Below are 18,016 nucleotides of genomic sequence, written 5' to 3'. Positions count from 1 at the left end.
ATCGATCATTCTGTGAAGATTGTTTCAGATGAGGCTATCGCGGACATATCGCGCGAGGACGCCCAGAAATTCTATAAGGTTTGGCTGCAAATGATAACGAAGCCAGCCAAAGGGAAGCAGCCGATATCGGCCAGCATGGGCAACCGCATGATGGGCGGGATGCGCGTTCTCTTTGCTGAGTATTTCAAGCACATGGGCGATAGGGATCGGCCAAACCCTTTCCGCGATTTGAGCTTTGCAGAGAAGGTCGAAAAGTCACGCCCACCGATCCCGACGGATATCATCAAAGGGAAGTTCCTGACCTATGGGCCCCTCGTCAGCTTAAACGAAGAGGCTCGTGGTATAGTCCTGGCCATGATCGAGACGGGCTGTCGACCAAGCGAACTTTGCAACATTACGGCCGAGCACATATTCCTGGCCGACAAGGTTCCGCATATCCTGATTGCGCCCCGAAAAGACGCTGCAGATCCGCGCGAGATTAAAACTGCTTCGTCTGTTCGCAAGCTGCCTTTAGTCGGTATAGCGCATGAGGTTTTTAAGAAGCATAGGAATGGCTTCCCTCGTTACAAAAACAAGGAAGACACACTATCAGCGACGCTGAATAAATATTTCAAGGACAACGAGCTGTTTCCGAAGGGTGCCGGCTATACCGTCTATTCGCTTCGCCACTCATTCGAGGATCGCATGAAAGAGGCTGGCTTAGACGATGAGCTGCGCCGGATGTTGATGGGCCATACAGTTGACCGCCCACGATATGGCACGGGCGGTTCCTTGGAATGGCGGAAAGAACAGATGGAAAAATTCACGCTGCCGTTCGACGCAGCCGTGATTTGATGCGGTCGCGAATATTATCGTTCGCAGTGAGATTGCGCTGCATGCCTTCCACACGCTCGTAAAGTGGCAATAGATTGTGTTCCGTTTCTGGAAAGCAGGCAATTACACCGGCTATGGCGTCCAACCATCGTTCGGTGTCAGCAAAGGTGTAAGCCGTCATCCTTACTCACCTTCCTGCGATGCGACATGCCCTGCTTTTTCTGCCGCCTCTTGCGCTTCCCGTATGGCTTTCGAAACGTCCTCGTTGGACGAGCTTCCGCCCTCGTAGCTGCCTTGGGCGCGCTCTCCGATGTAAATTTGCGGAATCTGCTGGTAGGCGAGGAATATGGCTACGAGCGCCGCGATGACGATAAATACTCGCTTGTAGTCTCGCGCTGACATCCTCACTCCCTTTCCCGCAGTGCGGCGCGGCCTGCTTCGGTATGCGATAAGCGGTCGGGGAGAGCCATAGCTACTCCTACGAAATGGCTGATTAAATCTTCCCAATTCATGAGCTTTAGCGGAACCATCGAGGGTCCTCCAGCGTTAGAGCGCGGAATGAAATGATGGAGAATTTTGCACATGCTGAAGGGCGGATTGCTTTGGCTCATTGGATTACCCCTCCCTGTAATTCTGGTGCTCTGGTTGATGGGTTACTTGTCCTAATAATCGAATAGCTGGAGAGATAAGATGTCAAATGCACGGTGGCGAGGGTTGGAAATGACAACTCATTTTTATTACATTTCTCAACAACCAGATGGTCTTTGGTCAGTACAAGAAACAGTAACGAACCAACCTGTCTCCCTTCATGGCCAATTGTGCTGTTCTCTCCGGAAGAGAGATGCGGAAGAGCTCGTTGAATACCTAATGAACCTTGATAGAGATATCGCAGCTTAGGTGCTTCGAGCTCTTACTGCCTCCGCGCCCGGCGGCGGTTGTCGTTGGCCGGGCTGCGACGCTGGCGGGGAGCGCCATAGCGGAACCGAACGCCGGTAATGCGCGCCAGTTCGAAAGCGGTGTCGCGCAGCCTCTCAGCCTCGGAATGATAACCGAGCGCTCGGACGGCTTTTGAAATCGATAGGACTTGCGCGGCGTTCGTGCCTTGCTGCTGGAATTCGGCGGCGGTCAGGATGGGTGCCATAGCGGCGTGTGTGATGCATCTGGACATAGGGTCTCCTCGTGTTTTGGTGGGTGCACAAAGCCGTCGCGCAAAAACGCGCAAGGCTGTCATTCTTTGAGGTTCGGGGGCTTAAGCGCCCCCTCGCTATCTGTGTGCTGTGACCGTCTCGCCCATCCGATAGGACTTGAAGGTAAGCCAGTCTGTCAGGCCGCGTCCACCGTTGCACTCGCAGCAGGCGGCAGCCAGATTGTCTAACTGGTCTGTGCCGCCTTCACATTTGCGTCGAAGGTGCTCAAGCGTTGCGCGATGCGGCGGATTTGTTCGGCCCGGCGTGTGGTGCAGAATCTCGATCTGTCGATCACAATAGCAGCATGATCCGTCCTGTAATGAGACCAGCCTTTGTAACGTCCTCTTACGTTGTGCCGGTGTCATGCCGTAAGCCCCAACCCAACGCCGCATGCGGCAACGCAGAAGGCTAAGATGACGGTCATCTCCACCGCTTCTCGTGCTGCATAGCGCACCCACGGCTGTGGGCGGCCATGTTTCCTAGCCTTGTAGTCAGGGCGGCGCATAGGCTCGGCATTGTAGGCCTTCGGCGCGTCGGTTTCCGTTTCGAACTCGTCGTCGGCGAGCAGCTCAAGCAAAGCGCGGTTCATGCTGCAGCCCTCCGGTCTTTTGCCGCCCGTTCCGCCGCTGGTACGTTGTCGTTAGCGATAGGCTCAAGGTAGTAAAAGCCCTGATTGCCGCGTCCGCAGCTTTGTTTTGGAATTGTCCATCCGTGGGGTGGCAGCATCTTGCGCAGGCCAACCATAGTTGTCCTGATAACGCCGACCGCGTTTTCTGGGCCGCCATTCGGATCAAATGCATAAACGTTATCGACAAGATCACGCATGTGCATACGGCGAGGGTAGACGTCGGATAGGGCCTCTATGATTGCCAGTTCGGTGCGTCGGAAATGGACTGTGCCCAGTTCCTCATAGGGATCGCGCTCCATTTTACGCAGCCTCCGCCATCTCTACTGGCGAGCAACAGGCTACGGCGCCGCTCGTCTGGAAAACTTCGAACGTCTCGCCGGGGCACAGGGCAGCGAGACGCGTCGCTTCTGCCAAGGCCTGCTCAAACGAGCCGTGTTCGTATGGCATGGTGGTGAAGACGCCAACGCGGCCAGTCTTCTTGCCGCGGCGGAACACAAAGAATCCGCCGCCGATGATTTCATTCAGGCGAGGCTTCGAGCTTCTTCTTCTCGGTGCTGTTGCGGTCATGTGGGTTGCTCCTCGTGTTTTGGTCGGTGGTCAGCAGATCAAGCTGGTGAGGCTGTCTTCGTGCTGTTGTGCAAAATGTAATGGGATAAATCACATTAGTCAATGGGAAATTTCCCAAGTGACGAAAAATACGAGATGGGGTAAAACCCATTTATGAAGCAGGTCACTATAGACAAAGATCGATTTCGGGCCGCGATGAAAAAAGGCGGCTGGAGTATGAAGGCCCTGTCGCTGGAGGCCGGCATGGGCGAGACTTTCGTACGCGACATCTTGGATCGCGGTGCCGTTCCCAAAATCGACTCTCTGAAGTCGGTCGCTAACATTCTGAATACCACTGTCGGGTATCTTATCGGGGAAGAACCGGGAGTAACTTCAGTGGTAGGACGGGTCGGGGCTGATACGAGCGGTGAAATAATCTATGGAACTGGCGACGGTGGATTCGGGGATGTCATTATCCCGCCCGGCGCAGGGCCAGAGTCGGTAGCCGTCGAAGTGCAGGGTTACTCCATGGGGACTTTTGTAGACGGGGCGTTGATTTTTTATAGTGATCAGAAGCTGGCCCCGTCCGACGAAATGCTTGGCGATATGGTCGTCGTGGGGCTAAGCGATGGTCGAGCGCTGTTGAAGCGGCTGACGCGCGGGTCTCGACCAGGTCTTTATGATCTGGAATCACTGAATGGCCCAACCATGCGCGATCAAGAGGTCATTTGGGCTGCTGACATTGAATCTATCGTGCCGCCTCGACAGGCTCGACGGATACGGATCTGACACTTCTATAGTGATAAATCACAATGCCGCGTTTGCGGCATTTTTTGTACCTATTTGCAAAAATGGGAAAAATCACATTGACAGATGGGATAAATCCCAATATATTCCAACCATCAACCGGCCCAAAGAAGGCCGGGCCACAAAAAAGGAGAATGAGTTGCACAAAGAGAAGCCGGAGCTTCCGCGACCGGACAGATAGTACCAACCCAGGACTGACCGACCAGAAAACACGAGGAGAATGACGATGGACACCAGACCAGCAGACAATGACAACCGCCCACCGTAGGACAATAAGGACGCTGCTAGCCTGAGATGGCTAGTGGCGCGCGACGCATGCTTATTAGCAGGCGTCGGTGGGGACTAGCTGGTTTGTAACGCCAGCCTAGAAATCGAAGGCCAGTTGTCCCGGCCATGACCGCCAATGAGCACACACATGCTCAAGTCGGCCAAATCGCAGACGCACGTAAGCACGAACTGCGATCAACTTAGGTTTCAGCATAAGCCAATACCTCCACGCTCTGACGGTTAAAGCCGCCTCTCAGCGAACGCAGTGATGCGCCGCTTCGCCTACATGAGAACAGCCGAAGCTGCAGAGTGGCTATTTGCTCCCCACCGACGTCTACACATAAGCATGCCGAAAATTGAAACACAACCATGAGGAGAATGACATGCAGATTGTACAAGCTAGAGGCCGGGAAATACCGGTGACAACCCGCAGCAAGAGATACACGCCAGAGCGCGCTCGTGCCGAAGCGCTGTTTAATAAGCCGGCCTTCATTGCGAAGCCGCGTATTCTTGAGGACCAGCCGAAGGTGGCCACCGCTGGCCTCGCCACTCGAGCGATAGCAGTCAAGCCAGCATCGCCGAATGAAACCGAACACGAACGAGTATTCCGCCTCGTGCAGGAGCGGCAGTTTGAAAACGCTGCTCGTATTGCCGCGCGCCTGATCAATGCTGATAATGATGACGGTTTTTTTGTATTCGGCAACACGCAAGAATTCGACAAGGCAAAAGCTTGGCATCGCCGAATGATTATAGATGGCGATCCCCACGCCAATGTACATATCATCACGCCTGAGCGGGCTCAGATCCTTCTGCTGAACAATGAAGGTAACCGCCGAGTGCGGTCCGCCAACCTCGCCAAGATCATGCGCGACATCGCTGATGGCCGGTTTGAGGTTAATGGAGAATCGATCATCGTATGCAAGGATGGATCGATGAATGACGGTCAACATCGTTCATTCGGGGTCCTCCTGACCGGGAAGACGATCGAAACTGTCGTTTCTTATGGCGTAACAAAGCGCTCAATGCGCACAGTAGATATCGGCGATAAGCGTCAGGCAAAGGATCGCCTGGCTGTGGCCGGGATCGCCGATTATGTCCGTCTTTCAGCCATAGCGGCATTTGCCTTTGAGACCTATAACGGTCGAGCTCCTACGCCGTCTGAAGTCGATGATTACTTCCATGACAACCGCGAGAAGATCGAGCAGGCAGCCGCCGCGGCAGGCACTCCGGTAAAGGGCGCGGGCCCTTCTGTTTGCGGCGTTGCGGCTCTCCATCTTATGGCCGTCGGCTACGGCGCGGACGACATCAACGAGTTCTTCCGCAAGGTGCGAAATGGCGAAGACATGAAACGCGGCAACCCAGCTCTGCTTCTGCACCGCGCGCTGTTCAACTCCGAGCACAAGATCAAACTGTCGCGCGAAAACTGGCTGCGGGCGTTTGTCCATCACTTTGTGGTCTGGAATGCCGGCGGCAAACTCAAGGCCGTTGTGTTCGATCAAGACATTCAGAAGGCAGCATAATCATGAACCGCAGGCCGTTCGAGATTCAGGACATCTATGTCGATGACAAGCGCCTTCGTGGCGCCAACATGGAAAAGGTCGCAGAAATTGCCAAAAGTATTTCAGAAATCGGCCTGATGAACGCGCCTGCGGTACGCATTGTTGATTCAATGATGATTGACGGTGAGGAGTGGGGGGCTGTCCCCGTCCTCATATATGGTCGGCACCGTTTGCTGGCCATGCAGTCACTCGGACGCGAAGTGATTGAATGTGAAGTTTACGAGGTCGACGATCTTTGCGCCGAGCTTATGGAGATCGACGAAAATCTTGCACGCGCAGAACTGTCGCCTGCCGAGGAGGCGGCACATATCGGCCGTAGACAGGAGATATGGAAAAAACTTCAATCGGACGGAAACCGTTCGATTGAAAGTAAAAGGGAAGATGGACGTGGGCACCGTCCAAAAGAGTTCGCGTCAGAATTGTCTGAGTTAACTGGCGACAGCAAGACGCAGATCAATGTCAAAATCGCCCGTGCCCGCGATCTCGGCTCCGACATCAACCGCATTGTTGGCACCAGCCTTGATAAAGGCGTCGAAATGGACGCCCTAGCAAAACTGCCCACCGAGCAACGCGAAGAACTAATCAACCGAGCAGAGCGTGGCGAAAAGGTTAGCGCACGCCCAGCGCCGGAGCCCAAGCCAATAACCGCCGATAAGGCACTAGAGATTATTGCCGAGGGCACCGCAAAAGCAGTGACATCAAACAAAGCCAGAAAGCGTCAAGCGTTCTGGGATGCATGGGCCGCGCTGGACGAAGCCGATCGGCAGGAATTCGCCGCGATTATTTGGTCGCAGTATAAGACGGCCAACTAAAAAGCAGGCTGTTATGGGTCGGCACCACCCGTTACCCCAGCCTGCCCGTACGTCGCGGTTAACACGAGGAGGGCCGAAGCCGCTTCTACACCGCGATTTCCTTGCCCAGTACCACCCGGGCCGACCAGACAGATGCCGTTAGACGTGGCACTTGTCAACCATCACCAACCGACACGAGGAGACATGCAGCATTCAACAAGACACAAACTGCAGGCGACTGCCGCCGCGCACCGTAAAAGAGGCGCATCGTTTGGGAAGATCGCGGAATTGATGGGCCTTACTAGAGGCCACGCATGGTCGCTGCTTTCGGAAAGATCGCCCACGCTACCGGCGCCAAAGCCAACCGCAAGCACCGTTGTGCGCCGCACAACATATAACGGCGGTTATTCGGGAGGATGCATGGACATTTATGTCTCGCTGCCCCGCATAACCATTCTGGACGGGCCGTTTACAGGCACAGTCCACTAGCCTTTTGAGGCAGGCCGACCGCGAGGATGACGGGGCCGACGACTAACCTCCCACTGAGGAGGCCACACCTTGAAAACGAAATACACACGAACGGGCGAGCGGGACATGACAAACCGCAAGCCTTACCGGACGGCTGCGCAAAAAGCAGAGGCGCGCACGAACGCCGTGCTTCGGAATGGGACGTACGTCTCCAACGCACCGGTCACTTACCACCGCGCACCGAAAAGAGGTGCCGCATGACCTGCGAATGCGGTGAATGCTGGGATTTGCCCGGCGAAATCGTCGTCCACCGGCTTTGGAAGTGGAAGGGCATCATTGTCGAGGAGCGGGACAATTACCGCTGGCTGACTGTGCGTTTCATGATTCCCGGCACGGGCCTTGTGCAGCTTGAGGTCTCGCGCTTCGAAGTTGAGCCAGATTTTGAAGAGGATGACGGCGGTGTCGAGGCTGACAAGCCTGAAGATGACAACGTCATTCCGGTTGATTTCACCAAAAAAGAGAAACTGACGAAAAACACCAAGACGAGGGGAGTAGCGTGATGGCTGACAAGCAAACAGTGAAGGTTGGCGACAAGGTAAGATGTCTGGTTACGCAGCTGGATGTGCGTGAAGGGGCAACCTACGAAGTCAATAACATCGACTTTGATGGCGATATATGGGTGACCGATGATGTTGGTGACAGATTTTATCTGACAACTGACGAATTCGAACTCCTGCCCGTTGTTGGCGCAACCGGCAAGCCTGCCTTCAAGGTTGGGGATCGGGTGCACGGAACGTATGGCCACGTATCTGGGGCAGGGACGATCGAAGATTGCGATGAGAGCCATATGCCGTATCTCGTCAAGTTTGACACCTATCCTTGGGCATTATGGTGCTACAGGGAAGACGTTATCGCACTCGCCCTCACCATCGAGACCGGCAAATTCTATCGTACCCGCGATGGGCGCAAGGTTGGTCCGGCGGTGGGAGATGGGCGTGCTGAACGGTTTTCTCTTGGAGAGAAGTTCCTTTACCGCACCGATGGCAAGTACATGTTCAACAGTAGCGAATCCTTAGATGGCGACCTCATCGCCGAATGGGTCGACGAGCCGGCCAGCAATGACAATGCGCCTGCGACCGCACCCGCAATCGTCGCTCTGATCGAAGGCGGCTGGCCCAAGCCGTCAGAGCAGCCGAAGGTTCATAAAAGCGAACAGGCCGCCACTGACGAAGCTGAACGGCTTGCCGTCAAATATCCGGGCCAGAAGTTCGGTGTGTTCGTTCTTGCTGACTCGCGGATTGCCGATGTCGTTATTCGGAGGGCAGCATGACCTCCACCACATACAGCCACGCGCGCAACTATGCGCCCAAAGACTACGCTGATGGCGACACGTTGTATGAGCCTGAAACCACGCTCGGCCTTGGCGACCGCTTTGTGTGGGGCTTGGCAGTTGTAGCTGCGCTCGCTCTGACCGTCGGCTTTTACGCATGGGTGCTGGCATGATTTCCTTCACCACAAAAGCCACGACTGACATGCCGTTCATCGATCCCGGGCGAAAGCCCGGCGTCGGACGCATCTGGCAGTCCTTGGCGCTTGCAGCGTTCGCGCTGGCAATCGCCACGACAATTGCAGCCTTCCTGTTTTGGAACTTGCTGCTGCCGTTCTATGGGCTGCTTTATCTGTGGGGTGCGGCGTGACCGCCCCACGCTCATGGCTGCTCACCAGCCCGCCGGCATGGCTCGTAGGTTGGCTCATACTTGCGGCTGTCATCGCCGCAATCGCCGTTACCCACCACACCTACTGAACACGAGGAGACCTATGGCTCTATCTCTTTCAAGCCTCAAGTCGACTAAGAGAAACGATCCGCCTGTGATCCTTCTCTACGGCGTCGACGGCATCGGCAAAACGTCGCTCGCGGCAGAGTTCCCGGACCCGATCTATCTGGCAACCGAAGGTGAGCGCCCGCCGTCCGACATCGAAATGGCAACCCCCGGGACGATTGAATCCTTCGAAGATCTGCTAAACGTCATCGGCGAACTACTGACCGAAGAACACGACCGCCGCACCGTGATTATCGACAGCCTCGACGGGCTGGAACCGCTTGTCTGGCGGGCGACCGCTGCCCGCCTCGGCATCAATGGCATCGAGGATGCCGGGTTCGGGAAGGGCTACGTGGAAGCCGATACCGAATGGAATGAACTGATGGCCGCCGTGTCGGCGCTGTCCCGTGCAGGAATGTATGTCGTCATGCTGGCGCACCCTGAAATCGTGCGCTTCGACAGCCCGACCACAGATCCATACAGCCGGTATCAGCCTAAGCTGCACAAGCGATCGAATGCACTGGTTCGCGAGAAGTCCGACATCGTCGCTTTCATGAACTACCGTATTTCCATCAAGGAAAAAGAAGTGGCGCGCCAGACGAAGGTTAGCCACGCCGAGGGCGGCAAAGAGCGCCAGGTGCACTTCAACGAGGCGGCAGGGTTCAACGCCAAAAACCGCTATTCGATGCCGGATAGCGTTGTGTACCGCAAAGGGCAGGGCTTTGCCGACATTGCCAAGTTCTGGCCGGTTGGCGACGACAATGGACAGAGGGAGACGGCTTGATGGCCGTCCAATCCGAAAAATTCCTCAACACGGTACGCGGCAAGGCAATGGTCGGCCATGCCTCGCCAGAGGAAATCATGAAGGTCTTCGATCATCTCGATGCACTCGAAATGTTTCTCGACGATCACGACGAGGGCGATGTGTTCGGAACCGAAGGCTGGCGCCACACAATCGGCATGGAGGATTAAATGGAAAAAGCTCTCGCTGGCCTCGTCGCAATCGCAGCCATTCTCTTTTTCGCACCGCTCATCGGCGTTCTCGGTGGCGCGTTCGTCGGCTGGGTTGTGGGCCTGTTTTTCGCAGAAACAATCCACGCCTTCCTTGCCGCCGTTGGCATCAACGCGGCTGGCCTTGCGATGTGGCAGATCGGCGCTTCGCTCGGTTTCATCGGCGGGTTCTTCCGCCCGGCTATCCATCGGACGAAGGCTTAAGCGCTCAAACCTCAACGTTGCTGTATTAAGTAAAAGACGCCGCTCCGCTGCGGACGGAGCGCGCGGAGCGGCGGCGCAAAGTAATCCTCCTCCCCTGATTACTTACGCGGCAGCGAATTACCATGAGAAGAAAATGGTTAATAGTTAAACATCCGTAACGAATATCTAACCGCACCACACCCACACGAGGATTTTATAGATGGCCAGACTTGGCTCAACATTTGATGCGACCAAACACGACACCACGCAGTCCGATTACTCGGAACTGCCGAACGGCGACTATGAGCTGGAAATCGAGGCCAGCGAAGTAACCGCCACGAAGGACGGCACGGGCACCATCCTGAAGACGACGATGGTCGTTATTCGCCCGGAGGAGTACGCGAAGCGCAAGCTCTTCAACAATTACAACCTCGAAAACAAAAGCACTCAGGCGCAAGAGATCGGCCAGCGCCAGTTCGCGAGCCTTTGCCGGGCGATTGGTGTTTCGGAAGTCGAGGATTCCGAAGAACTGCACTTCAAGGCGTTCACGGCAAAGATCGGCCTCGGGAAGCCCTCCAAGGACGGTCAGTACCCGGCTCGTGCTGAGATCAAAAAGTACTACTTCCCGGACGAAGGCAACGTCCCCCAGCCTTCGATCGACGCCAACCAGCCCGTAGCGCAGGCTCGCCCGGCCAATGACAACCGACCGGCAGCGGCTAACAGCAACAAGCCGGCACCGGCTGCTGCTGCGGCAGGCAAGAAGCGACCTTGGGGTTAAGCTAACCCGCTACTGGCGCGAAAGCGCCGGTAGCAACCACCATGCCGAACCGAACACGAGGAGATACGTATGGCCCCCCTCCCAAAAGCAGAATCCAGCACGGTCCGCGCCATCTACGCAGCTTACGAGGCCCAGGCTAAGTCCTGGGACTCGTGGGGCATCAGTGTGGGCGAGGCTGGCACGGAATGTGACAGAGCCTTGTGGTTCGGCTTCCGCTGGGTGTCGGCGCACGAGGTTCATTCTGGCCGTCAGCTTCGACTGTTTGCCACCGGCAATATCGAGGAAGATCGCTTGGTCGCCGACCTCGAACGCATTGGCGTCGACGTTTACGGGCAGCAGGACAAAATCAGGCTGGTTTCGGGCTTTGTGCGCGGCAAGTGCGATGGCAAGGCAATGGGTGTTCCCGAAGCGCCGAAGACCGAACATCTCCTGGAATTCAAATCTAGCAACGAGAAGGGCATCAAGGAACTACAGAAGCACGGCTGCCAGAAAGCTAAGCCCTTGCACTACGCCCAGTGTCAGCTTGGAATGCAGGCTTTCGGCCTGACGCGCTGCCTATATCTGGCTTCGTGCAAAAACACAGATACGCTTTATGCGGAGCGCATCGAATACGATGTGGAATTTTGCCTTCGACTGCTGGCACGCTGCGAACGCATCGTGTTTTCGGACGAGCCGCCCAGCCGCATCAGCGAAGATCCGGAGTTCTACGGCTGCATGTTCTGCAAGCACAGAGGTGTATGCCACGAAGGCGTGCAGCCGCGCGTCAACTGCCGCACCTGCCTTCACGTACAGCCCGAGCATGGCGGCGACTGCCACATGTCATGCGCGCGTTGGAACAAGCCATTGTCGATCGACGAACAACGCGATGGCTGCCCGGCTCACCTCTATCTTCCGGGGCTGATAAATGGCGAGCAGATCGATGCGGATGAGGTTGCTGAGACGGTTACATACCGGCTGGCGACGGGTGAGATTTGGGTGGATGGGGTGAGGGGAGAGGTGGCTTGATGGCGGACAGAAAAAACACGACGGATATTATACCTGGCAAAGGTCGCCCAGCTGATCTTGCAGGGCGTCGCTTCGGTAAACTTGTAGCTGTCGAATACATCAAGGGCGTGCCGCCAAAGTACAAAGCAAGCTGGCGCTGCATATGCGACTGCGGCGGAGAGAAAATAACAAAGGCTGAAAATCTAAAACGCGGAAAATCTATACATTGTGGGTGCGAAACACGTGCGAACCGCATCGCTCAAGTTACTAAACATGGCCATTCTCGATCTACGAAGTGCGGACGGCCGTCGCCTACATACCAATCATGGCATGGGATGCGACAGCGCTGCACTAACCCTAACAATGACCAGTATATGGACTACGGAGGCAGGGGTATTAAGTGCCACGAACGATGGTCTTCCTTTGTGAATTTTCTCGCTGACATGGGAGTTCGCCCCGAAGGCACGACGCTTGATCGGATTGACGTAAACGGCAATTACGAACCCGGGAACTGCCGATGGGCTACACTGGAAGAGCAAGCTTCCAACAAGCGCCCTCGCATAAAGCACGCACACATTTTGAAACTTGTTGCAGCTTCAAGGCATCTTGTTGCCGCAAACGACAACGAACTGCCTGAAGCCGTGAGAGTAGTGCGGGATATACTAGCGCAGATGGATAAAGGGGCGGCATAGTGCTGGAACTCAGGTCGTACCAACGCGAAAGCATAGACGCCCTCTACGAATACTGGGCTAATGGCGGCGGTAACGGATTAATCGTACTGCCGACCGGTGCTGGCAAAGCTCTAGTCATTGCCAAGATCATTGAGGAGTTGCTTGCTCAATACCCAGACATGCGGATCGTCAATGTCACGCATTCGGCGTCATTGGTCGAACAGAACTTCAAGGAGTTCTTGGGCCTATCCCCTTTTGCGCCAGCTGGCATTTATTCCGCTAGTCTCAATCGGCGGGATAGCAGAGCGCAAGTGCTGTTCTGTGGAATTCAGTCAGTTTGGAACAAGGTCAAGAAGTTGGGCTCAATCGATCTTGTCTTGGTCGATGAGGCTCATGCCATCAGCCGCAACGCGAATACTCAATACGGCAAATTCTTCCGCGATGTTCGCGAGGCAAATCCAGACAGCAGGACGGCCGGAACGACGGCTACCGATTACCGCATGGATTCAGGTCGCCTAACAGATGAAATGGATTCCGATGACGATGTGGATGAAGACGGCAATAAGGTCAGGTTCAAGTTGTTTGACGATGTCGTCTATGAAGTTGGCATCGCGGAACTTATAGAGAATGGCTACCTGACGAAGCTAACCAGCCACAAGACCAGTGCGAAAATTGACCTAAAGGGGGTTGGGTCGAGAGGCGGTGACTACATCCCGGGTCAACTGTCTGCTGCGGCAGAGAAGATCATTGAAGACGCGATAGCGGAAGACATGGTCATGTCTGAAGGACGACGTGCTGGTCTTTTCTTTAGCACAAGCAAAGAAAATGCACGCCATATTGCCGAGTGTATTCACAGCCATGGACGCTCGTGCGCCGTCCTTACAAGTGATAATGCGCACCAGACCAAGGAGGTGTTTGAAGGTTTCCGATCCGGTAAGTACTGGGCAATTTCATCGGTCTCAATGATTACGACCGGGACGAATTTCCCGTTCGTGGACTTTATCAGCCTTATCCTGTCAACGAAATCAGCGGGAAAACTGGTGCAGATTTTGGGGCGTGGCACTCGCAACTCACCTGGAAAGACAGAGTGCTTGATTGCAGACCACGGCAAAAACCTCGCCTATCACGGGCCAATTGATCAGATTCGCCCAAAGACCCCGGGCAGTGGGGACGGGGAAGCGCCCCGGAAGGTCTGCCCAAGCGAAGAAACGCCGGGAGCTGTGCGGGATGATGAAGGAAAGTTCGGCTGCGGCGAACTCATTCACGCGTCCGCCAAGGCTTGCCATTGCTGCGGCTACATTTTCCCACCTAGCGATGATGTGAAGATCACTGCAGAGGCGGCAGACGTGCCTGTCCTTTCGAAAGACAACGCCAGCACACGTCATGTGGAACGGCGTACCTTCGCATACCACGAAGGAAAGGGCGGTAAGCAGGACAGCGTGAAGGTGTCTTACTGGGTTGGCATGTCGCCAATCAACGAATGGCTCGGCCCAGCCCATACCGGCTTCTTTAAGTCGAAGTCTGACAGGTGGTGGCGAAAGCATGGCGGTCAGGCACCGTTCCCGAAAACCGTGCTGGAATTCATGGAGCGCCAGAACGAGCTGCTGCCGACCGCAGAAATCGTGGTCAAACCGAACGGCAAATACTGGGAAGTGGTCGACGCCATGCCGGGTGCTGCAAATGACAACGCGCCAGAGGCGAGCAACGACAATGCGCCGGCATCAAACTACGGTCGAGTATCTGCGGGCGTTGCCGAAATGCTGGATGACGAAATTCCGTTTTAAGAAAATCCGCCTCGCGATTTTGGGCGGGGGGCTTGGGGCGCGAGGCGGATGCATTCCGAAGGAGGAGTGCATCACGAACATAGGGTTACATTATCGATTGACGAAATAACAGAATGTGACGGTTGCCAACATTTGTCATTGCAACTGAAAAACAAAAAGCCCGCTTCGCGATTGGGAGGAGAAGCGAAGCGGGCTGATTGGTAAAGCGCGACTGGGAGGAGGAGTGCCGCGCTTAAGGTCCAGTTTCTGGGAGGAGGATGAAACAGGACGAGGCGTAGATGGGACCACCAGCCGCGCGTTGCAAGGGCAGAAATTGCATAGCTGATATGCAGAGAAAAATAAAAACCGCCCGGCAGCGGACGGTGCGCGCCTGGGCGGTCTAACTCCCTCCCAAGAGTGGCGCGAATATACATAAACAATCGCCGCATGCAACAGTTAAAACCAAGTATTAATTACACTAAAACAGTGGGATTAAGTTTATCAAAATAAAACAATCCATTAACGGGATGCGCCGCGAGGCATGTTAACTTACCTACCGCTGCTAATCGCAGCAAAACCAACCACCGAAACACGAGGAGCAATGATGCAAAACAAGGCTGACAACACGAAAGCGCAGAACTACTTGGCTTATGACGTTACTGTGCTGGAACGGGAATTCGCCGACTTGGTTGCGGCATACCCAGAACTGGCCGAAGACGAGGAACTGCGCGCCGACACAATCGAAGGCGAGACGGACGCCTACCGCGTGCTCGGTAAGATTGTGGCCGTCGAGCGCGATGCCAACAGCATGGCACTTGCTATTGGAGAGCGCGCCAAGGACTTGGCAGCGCGAAAAGAACGATACGCCAGACGCAAGGACGCCTTGCGTGCGCTGTTGCTGCGCTTGTTGAAGGCTGCCGACCTCACAAAAGTGAGCCTGCCAGAGGCAACTGTGAGCATCGGCAAGGGCCGCGCCGGCGTTGAGATTGTGGACGAAAGCCTACTGCCCGATAACGTCGTGAAGCTAAAGCGCGAGCCGGACAAGACGGCGATAAAGGCGGCGCTCGACGCTGGCGAAGACGTGCCTGGAGCTGCGCTGCGGGAAGGGCAGCCAACGCTTACGGTGAGGGCGGCGTGATGGCGAAGCTAGACCCCGCGGATTATGTGCCGCGCATCAAACGCTTGCGGGGGCAAGGGATGGGGCTGGACGAGGCAAGGAAACAGGTGGACCGCGAGTACCTTCTGAATGCCATCGACGAAGCACGCAACTTCTATGAACTGCGCGGGGTTATGCGCGCCTGTATGGAGAAGGTGTTGTGACGGTTTGCCCCAAATGCGGAAATGACAGTGGCGATGACTGGTCGCAATGTGTCGGTGGGTGCCCGATGGTCGTATCACCGTATTACGATGAGTATTTGGGCGATGATTACAAAGCTAACGTCGCCACATACGACGACTGGTTTCCTGACCTCTACAGCCCGATTGCTGCTGTGCTGCAAGGCAGCGCACCCAGCCTATAACCAACCACCCCGCCAGCCACCAACTGGCGGGTTACCACCACGAGACACGAGGAGATGAGGATGCGCATTGAACGCATTGGCGACGCCGTTCTTTACAACGGCGACTGTCTCGAAGTCATGGCCAGCCTTGAAAAGGTGGACCATGTGATAGGAGATCCGCCTTATGAGAAAGAAGCTCACAGATCGATGCGGCGAACGCAGAAATCGATCAAAACTGGCGTCAATGCCGACCTAGATTTCTCCGCCATCACAGAAAGCCTTCGAGACAATGTTTCGATAGCTGCGCATCGACTGTCGCGCGGATGGATACTTTTCTTCTGTCAGGCGGAAGCAGTCGGAATCTGGCGCGACAGTCTCGAAACTGCTGGCAGTAAGTACAAGCGGTCCATGATTTGGGTGAAGCCAGACAGTACACCGCAGCTAAACGGACAAATGCCGGCAATGGGATACGAATCCATGCCGTTGTCTTGGTCTGGCGAAGGACACAGCCGCTGGAACGCTGGCGGAAAGCGCGGGGTCTACACTCACCTTACAAATCAACGCGACCGCGACGGGCGACATCCGACCGAGAAACCGATCCCTTTGATGACAGAACTTCTGGCTGACTTTACCAGCCAGGGGCAGACGATCCTTGATCCATTTATGGGTTCGGGTACCACTGGTGTTGCCTGCGCACGTATGGGTCGTAGATTCATTGGCATTGAACTCGATTCCAATTATTTCGACGTCGCATGTGAGCGCATCGAGAAGGCATATGCGCAAGGCGATATGTTTGTTGAGGCGCCACGGAAAGTTCCTAAGTCTGCCGATTTGTTTGCCGCCAACGACAACAACGCGGAGGTCGCTAATGCAGCCTGAACTATTCGGCAGGGCGCTGTCCAGAGGCGATTTGTTTTGCCTTAACCGCGGCAATCTTGGCTGGGCGTACGAAAAGTCTGTCGAGGAGGTCGAATGTAAGATCCTCCAGCGCCTCCGCTTCTTCCTTGGTATAGGGGTCTTCATCGTGGACCGCGTCGTTGCCGTCGAGAGCGACAATATCTGCAAGTTCAACGATATCGTGGTCAAGAATTCCCATCTCCCCCATGGCCTTAATGCGGGAACGAAGTGCATTAGCGGGCTTCTTGTCGGAAAGTCTAGGATCGTGCGTGAATATATGCTTGGTCGCTACGTCAAGCGTTTTACGATACATCGAGCCAGCGGCTTCATACCAAGTCATTTGACGGCATTCATTTGCTTCGCGGAAAAGTCCAGCAATGCGGTCAGGGATATGTACGCTAAGCTCCACAGGAACAGTGGCAATGCGAACCGACTGAGCAGAAAGCGTGGAGTTTGGACCTTCGATGTTGCCGTTGGTGAAGCTCATGGGTTGCTGCCCCGCAGCGCGCAGCTGAAAATTGTAGATCGAGGCCGCCCGACAATCTGGGCAAGTCCCAACCACTTCCCAGTTTATGTCCCGTATGTGTGCCTGTCCAATAACCTGATGTTGAATTCTGCGAACTCCACAACGGACGCAATCACGAACAAAGAAAGCCATTTCGAACCCCGACCAAAATTATGCACAAACAGATGTCACGCTCGCCGATTCCACTGGGGATTGCAACATGCAGCCTGATGCCGACATCTGCCACGTCTGCGCCCGCCACGCCGTCGGCCTCGGCGTGCAAGCAGACCGCGAGCCAATCCGGTGGCTGTGCAAGGAATGCGCCGACATTGCCGAACATATTAGGCACCGGCGGCGATTGGACCCGTACGAACTGCGCGCTCTTGATACCGGCGTCGAGGCGGTTGGGGAATACTTGCACGAGTTGGGAAAGACCGACCTTAAAGAAATGGACGAACTCGAGGCCAGGCAACTGGTGAAAGCCGCATGGGAAGGCTGCGGGCGAGGGATGCGGGCCGCTTTAACGGAGGCGCCGTTTTGACAACGCCCGCCAACGACAATTACTGCAGTGTGACGTTTAGACCTGCGGCATGAATTCGGTTCATTAGGGCCGCCGCCGCCTCGGCCTCATCGATATCGAGGTCTCTTAAATAGGAATCTTGCAGCTTGGCCACGTGGTCGGTTTCGGTATCGACGACCGACCATTTGCCGTTGCTCATTCTCTTCATTTCATACCGTCCTTTGGACATCTCCAGGCTCCAATAAGGAAGATTGATGGAAAATAACATCCAAGTGTTTTCGGGTGAAGACCCCATGCTCGACGTCGCGCTATCCTACAC

Annotated in this window: 25 protein-coding genes; 18 read left to right on the top strand and 7 right to left on the bottom strand. The window is 55.4% G+C overall.

Translation table 11 applies throughout. From position 1 onward, the window contains the following. A partial coding sequence (locus HWD97_RS22480) for a tyrosine-type recombinase/integrase (protein ID WP_371835651.1) occupies positions 1-834 on the top strand: 834 nt, incomplete at its 5' end. Positions 835-996: 162 nt separating this feature from the next. Here the strand turns inward: HWD97_RS22480 and HWD97_RS22475 are convergent. The 5 genes from HWD97_RS22475 to HWD97_RS22455 form a co-directional block, all read right to left on the bottom strand. Then, positions 997-1,215: a hypothetical protein gene (locus tag HWD97_RS22475; protein WP_371835650.1), complete on the bottom strand. Its 219-nt coding sequence runs from the start codon at positions 1,213-1,215 to the stop codon at positions 997-999. Between the two features lie 508 nt (positions 1,216-1,723). Continuing rightward, complete coding sequence (locus HWD97_RS22470) at positions 1,724-1,981, bottom strand: hypothetical protein (RefSeq protein ID WP_109367052.1); 258 nt, start codon at positions 1,979-1,981, stop codon at positions 1,724-1,726. Positions 1,982-2,361: 380 nt separating this feature from the next. Beyond that, positions 2,362-2,589 carry a hypothetical protein gene (locus tag HWD97_RS22465; RefSeq protein ID WP_124916079.1) on the bottom strand — a complete coding sequence of 76 codons (228 nt, stop codon included), beginning with the start codon at positions 2,587-2,589 and terminating at the stop codon, positions 2,362-2,364. Beyond that, positions 2,586-2,927 carry a hypothetical protein gene (locus tag HWD97_RS22460; RefSeq protein WP_371835649.1) on the bottom strand — a complete coding sequence of 114 codons (342 nt, stop codon included), beginning with the start codon at positions 2,925-2,927 and terminating at the stop codon, positions 2,586-2,588. Before HWD97_RS22460 ends, HWD97_RS22465 begins: the two co-directional genes overlap by 4 nt. Before the next feature lies 1 nt (position 2,928). Further along, positions 2,929-3,195: a hypothetical protein gene (locus tag HWD97_RS22455; RefSeq protein WP_124916077.1), complete on the bottom strand. Its 267-nt coding sequence runs from the start codon at positions 3,193-3,195 to the stop codon at positions 2,929-2,931. 153 nt (positions 3,196-3,348) lie between these two features. Between HWD97_RS22455 and HWD97_RS22450 the strand changes: the two genes are divergently transcribed. The 16 genes from HWD97_RS22450 (at position 3,349) to HWD97_RS22375 (ending at position 16,654) form a co-directional block, all read left to right on the top strand. Continuing rightward, entirely contained in the window at positions 3,349-3,963 is a 615-nt protein-coding gene (locus tag HWD97_RS22450; protein ID WP_319080783.1) for a hypothetical protein, read from the top strand. Positions 3,964-4,631: 668 nt separating this feature from the next. Then, complete coding sequence (locus HWD97_RS22445) at positions 4,632-5,768, top strand: hypothetical protein (RefSeq protein ID WP_371835648.1); 1,137 nt, start codon at positions 4,632-4,634, stop codon at positions 5,766-5,768. A gap of 2 nt (positions 5,769-5,770) precedes the next feature. Further along, positions 5,771-6,619 carry a ParB/RepB/Spo0J family partition protein gene (locus tag HWD97_RS22440; RefSeq protein ID WP_371835647.1) on the top strand — a complete coding sequence of 283 codons (849 nt, stop codon included), beginning with the start codon at positions 5,771-5,773 and terminating at the stop codon, positions 6,617-6,619. A gap of 704 nt (positions 6,620-7,323) precedes the next feature. Beyond that, positions 7,324-7,626 (top strand): hypothetical protein, encoded by a 303-nt coding sequence (locus HWD97_RS22435; protein WP_371835646.1) that lies wholly within the window; start codon positions 7,324-7,326, stop codon positions 7,624-7,626. Then, positions 7,626-8,396 (top strand): hypothetical protein, encoded by a 771-nt coding sequence (locus HWD97_RS22430; RefSeq protein ID WP_371835645.1) that lies wholly within the window; start codon positions 7,626-7,628, stop codon positions 8,394-8,396. Before HWD97_RS22435 ends, HWD97_RS22430 begins: the two co-directional genes overlap by 1 nt. Next, positions 8,393-8,569: a hypothetical protein gene (locus HWD97_RS22425; protein WP_371835644.1), complete on the top strand. Its 177-nt coding sequence runs from the start codon at positions 8,393-8,395 to the stop codon at positions 8,567-8,569. Before HWD97_RS22430 ends, HWD97_RS22425 begins: the two co-directional genes overlap by 4 nt. Then, positions 8,554-8,763, top strand: coding sequence for a hypothetical protein (locus tag HWD97_RS22420; RefSeq protein WP_339439480.1), 210 nt, complete (start codon positions 8,554-8,556; stop codon positions 8,761-8,763). The genes HWD97_RS22425 and HWD97_RS22420 overlap by 16 nt, the downstream gene beginning before the upstream one ends. Before the next feature lie 121 nt (positions 8,764-8,884). Beyond that, positions 8,885-9,670 (top strand): ATP-binding protein, encoded by a 786-nt coding sequence (locus HWD97_RS22415; protein ID WP_371835643.1) that lies wholly within the window; start codon positions 8,885-8,887, stop codon positions 9,668-9,670. After that, positions 9,670-9,858 (top strand): hypothetical protein, encoded by a 189-nt coding sequence (locus HWD97_RS22410; RefSeq protein ID WP_371835642.1) that lies wholly within the window; start codon positions 9,670-9,672, stop codon positions 9,856-9,858. The genes HWD97_RS22415 and HWD97_RS22410 overlap by 1 nt, the downstream gene beginning before the upstream one ends. Next, complete coding sequence (locus HWD97_RS22405) at positions 9,859-10,101, top strand: hypothetical protein (RefSeq protein ID WP_371835641.1); 243 nt, start codon at positions 9,859-9,861, stop codon at positions 10,099-10,101. It begins immediately after the preceding gene. Between the two features lie 199 nt (positions 10,102-10,300). Next, entirely contained in the window at positions 10,301-10,858 is a 558-nt protein-coding gene (locus HWD97_RS22400) for a DUF669 domain-containing protein (protein WP_371835640.1), read from the top strand. A gap of 69 nt (positions 10,859-10,927) precedes the next feature. Continuing rightward, positions 10,928-11,863, top strand: a complete 936-nt coding sequence (locus HWD97_RS22395) for an oxidoreductase (protein ID WP_371835639.1) — start codon at positions 10,928-10,930, stop codon at positions 11,861-11,863. 670 nt (positions 11,864-12,533) lie between these two features. Next, positions 12,534-14,297 carry a DEAD/DEAH box helicase gene (locus HWD97_RS22390; RefSeq protein WP_371835638.1) on the top strand — a complete coding sequence of 588 codons (1,764 nt, stop codon included), beginning with the start codon at positions 12,534-12,536 and terminating at the stop codon, positions 14,295-14,297. Between the two features lie 580 nt (positions 14,298-14,877). Next, positions 14,878-15,414: a siphovirus Gp157 family protein gene (locus HWD97_RS22385; protein ID WP_371835637.1), complete on the top strand. Its 537-nt coding sequence runs from the start codon at positions 14,878-14,880 to the stop codon at positions 15,412-15,414. Continuing rightward, positions 15,414-15,596 carry a hypothetical protein gene (locus HWD97_RS22380; RefSeq protein ID WP_371835636.1) on the top strand — a complete coding sequence of 61 codons (183 nt, stop codon included), beginning with the start codon at positions 15,414-15,416 and terminating at the stop codon, positions 15,594-15,596. The genes HWD97_RS22385 and HWD97_RS22380 overlap by 1 nt, the downstream gene beginning before the upstream one ends. A gap of 260 nt (positions 15,597-15,856) precedes the next feature. Then, complete coding sequence (locus tag HWD97_RS22375) at positions 15,857-16,654, top strand: site-specific DNA-methyltransferase (protein ID WP_371835635.1); 798 nt, start codon at positions 15,857-15,859, stop codon at positions 16,652-16,654. 1 nt (position 16,655) lies between these two features. Here HWD97_RS22375 and HWD97_RS22370 read toward each other — a convergent pair whose 3' ends face one another. Beyond that, positions 16,656-17,159, bottom strand: coding sequence for a DUF4145 domain-containing protein (locus HWD97_RS22370; protein ID WP_371835634.1), 504 nt, complete (start codon positions 17,157-17,159; stop codon positions 16,656-16,658). Between the two features lie 238 nt (positions 17,160-17,397). Between HWD97_RS22370 and HWD97_RS22365 the strand changes: the two genes are divergently transcribed. After that, positions 17,398-17,718: a DUF6511 domain-containing protein gene (locus HWD97_RS22365; protein ID WP_371835633.1), complete on the top strand. Its 321-nt coding sequence runs from the start codon at positions 17,398-17,400 to the stop codon at positions 17,716-17,718. A gap of 19 nt (positions 17,719-17,737) precedes the next feature. On the opposite strand, the gene HWD97_RS22360 is transcribed toward HWD97_RS22365, so the two are convergent. Then, on the bottom strand, positions 17,738-17,926 hold the full coding sequence (locus HWD97_RS22360) for a hypothetical protein (RefSeq protein ID WP_313732634.1): 189 nt from the start codon (positions 17,924-17,926) through the stop codon (positions 17,738-17,740). Positions 17,927-18,016: the final 90 nt, after the last annotated feature.

Origin of the sequence: Ochrobactrum sp. C6C9 (assembly GCF_022627935.1) — a bacterium.
In the GTDB taxonomy this organism is placed as follows: domain Bacteria; phylum Pseudomonadota; class Alphaproteobacteria; order Rhizobiales; family Rhizobiaceae; genus Brucella; species Brucella teleogrylli.
Note: the sequence above shows the minus strand (reverse complement) of the source record. Positions and strands in the feature narration are given on the sequence as shown.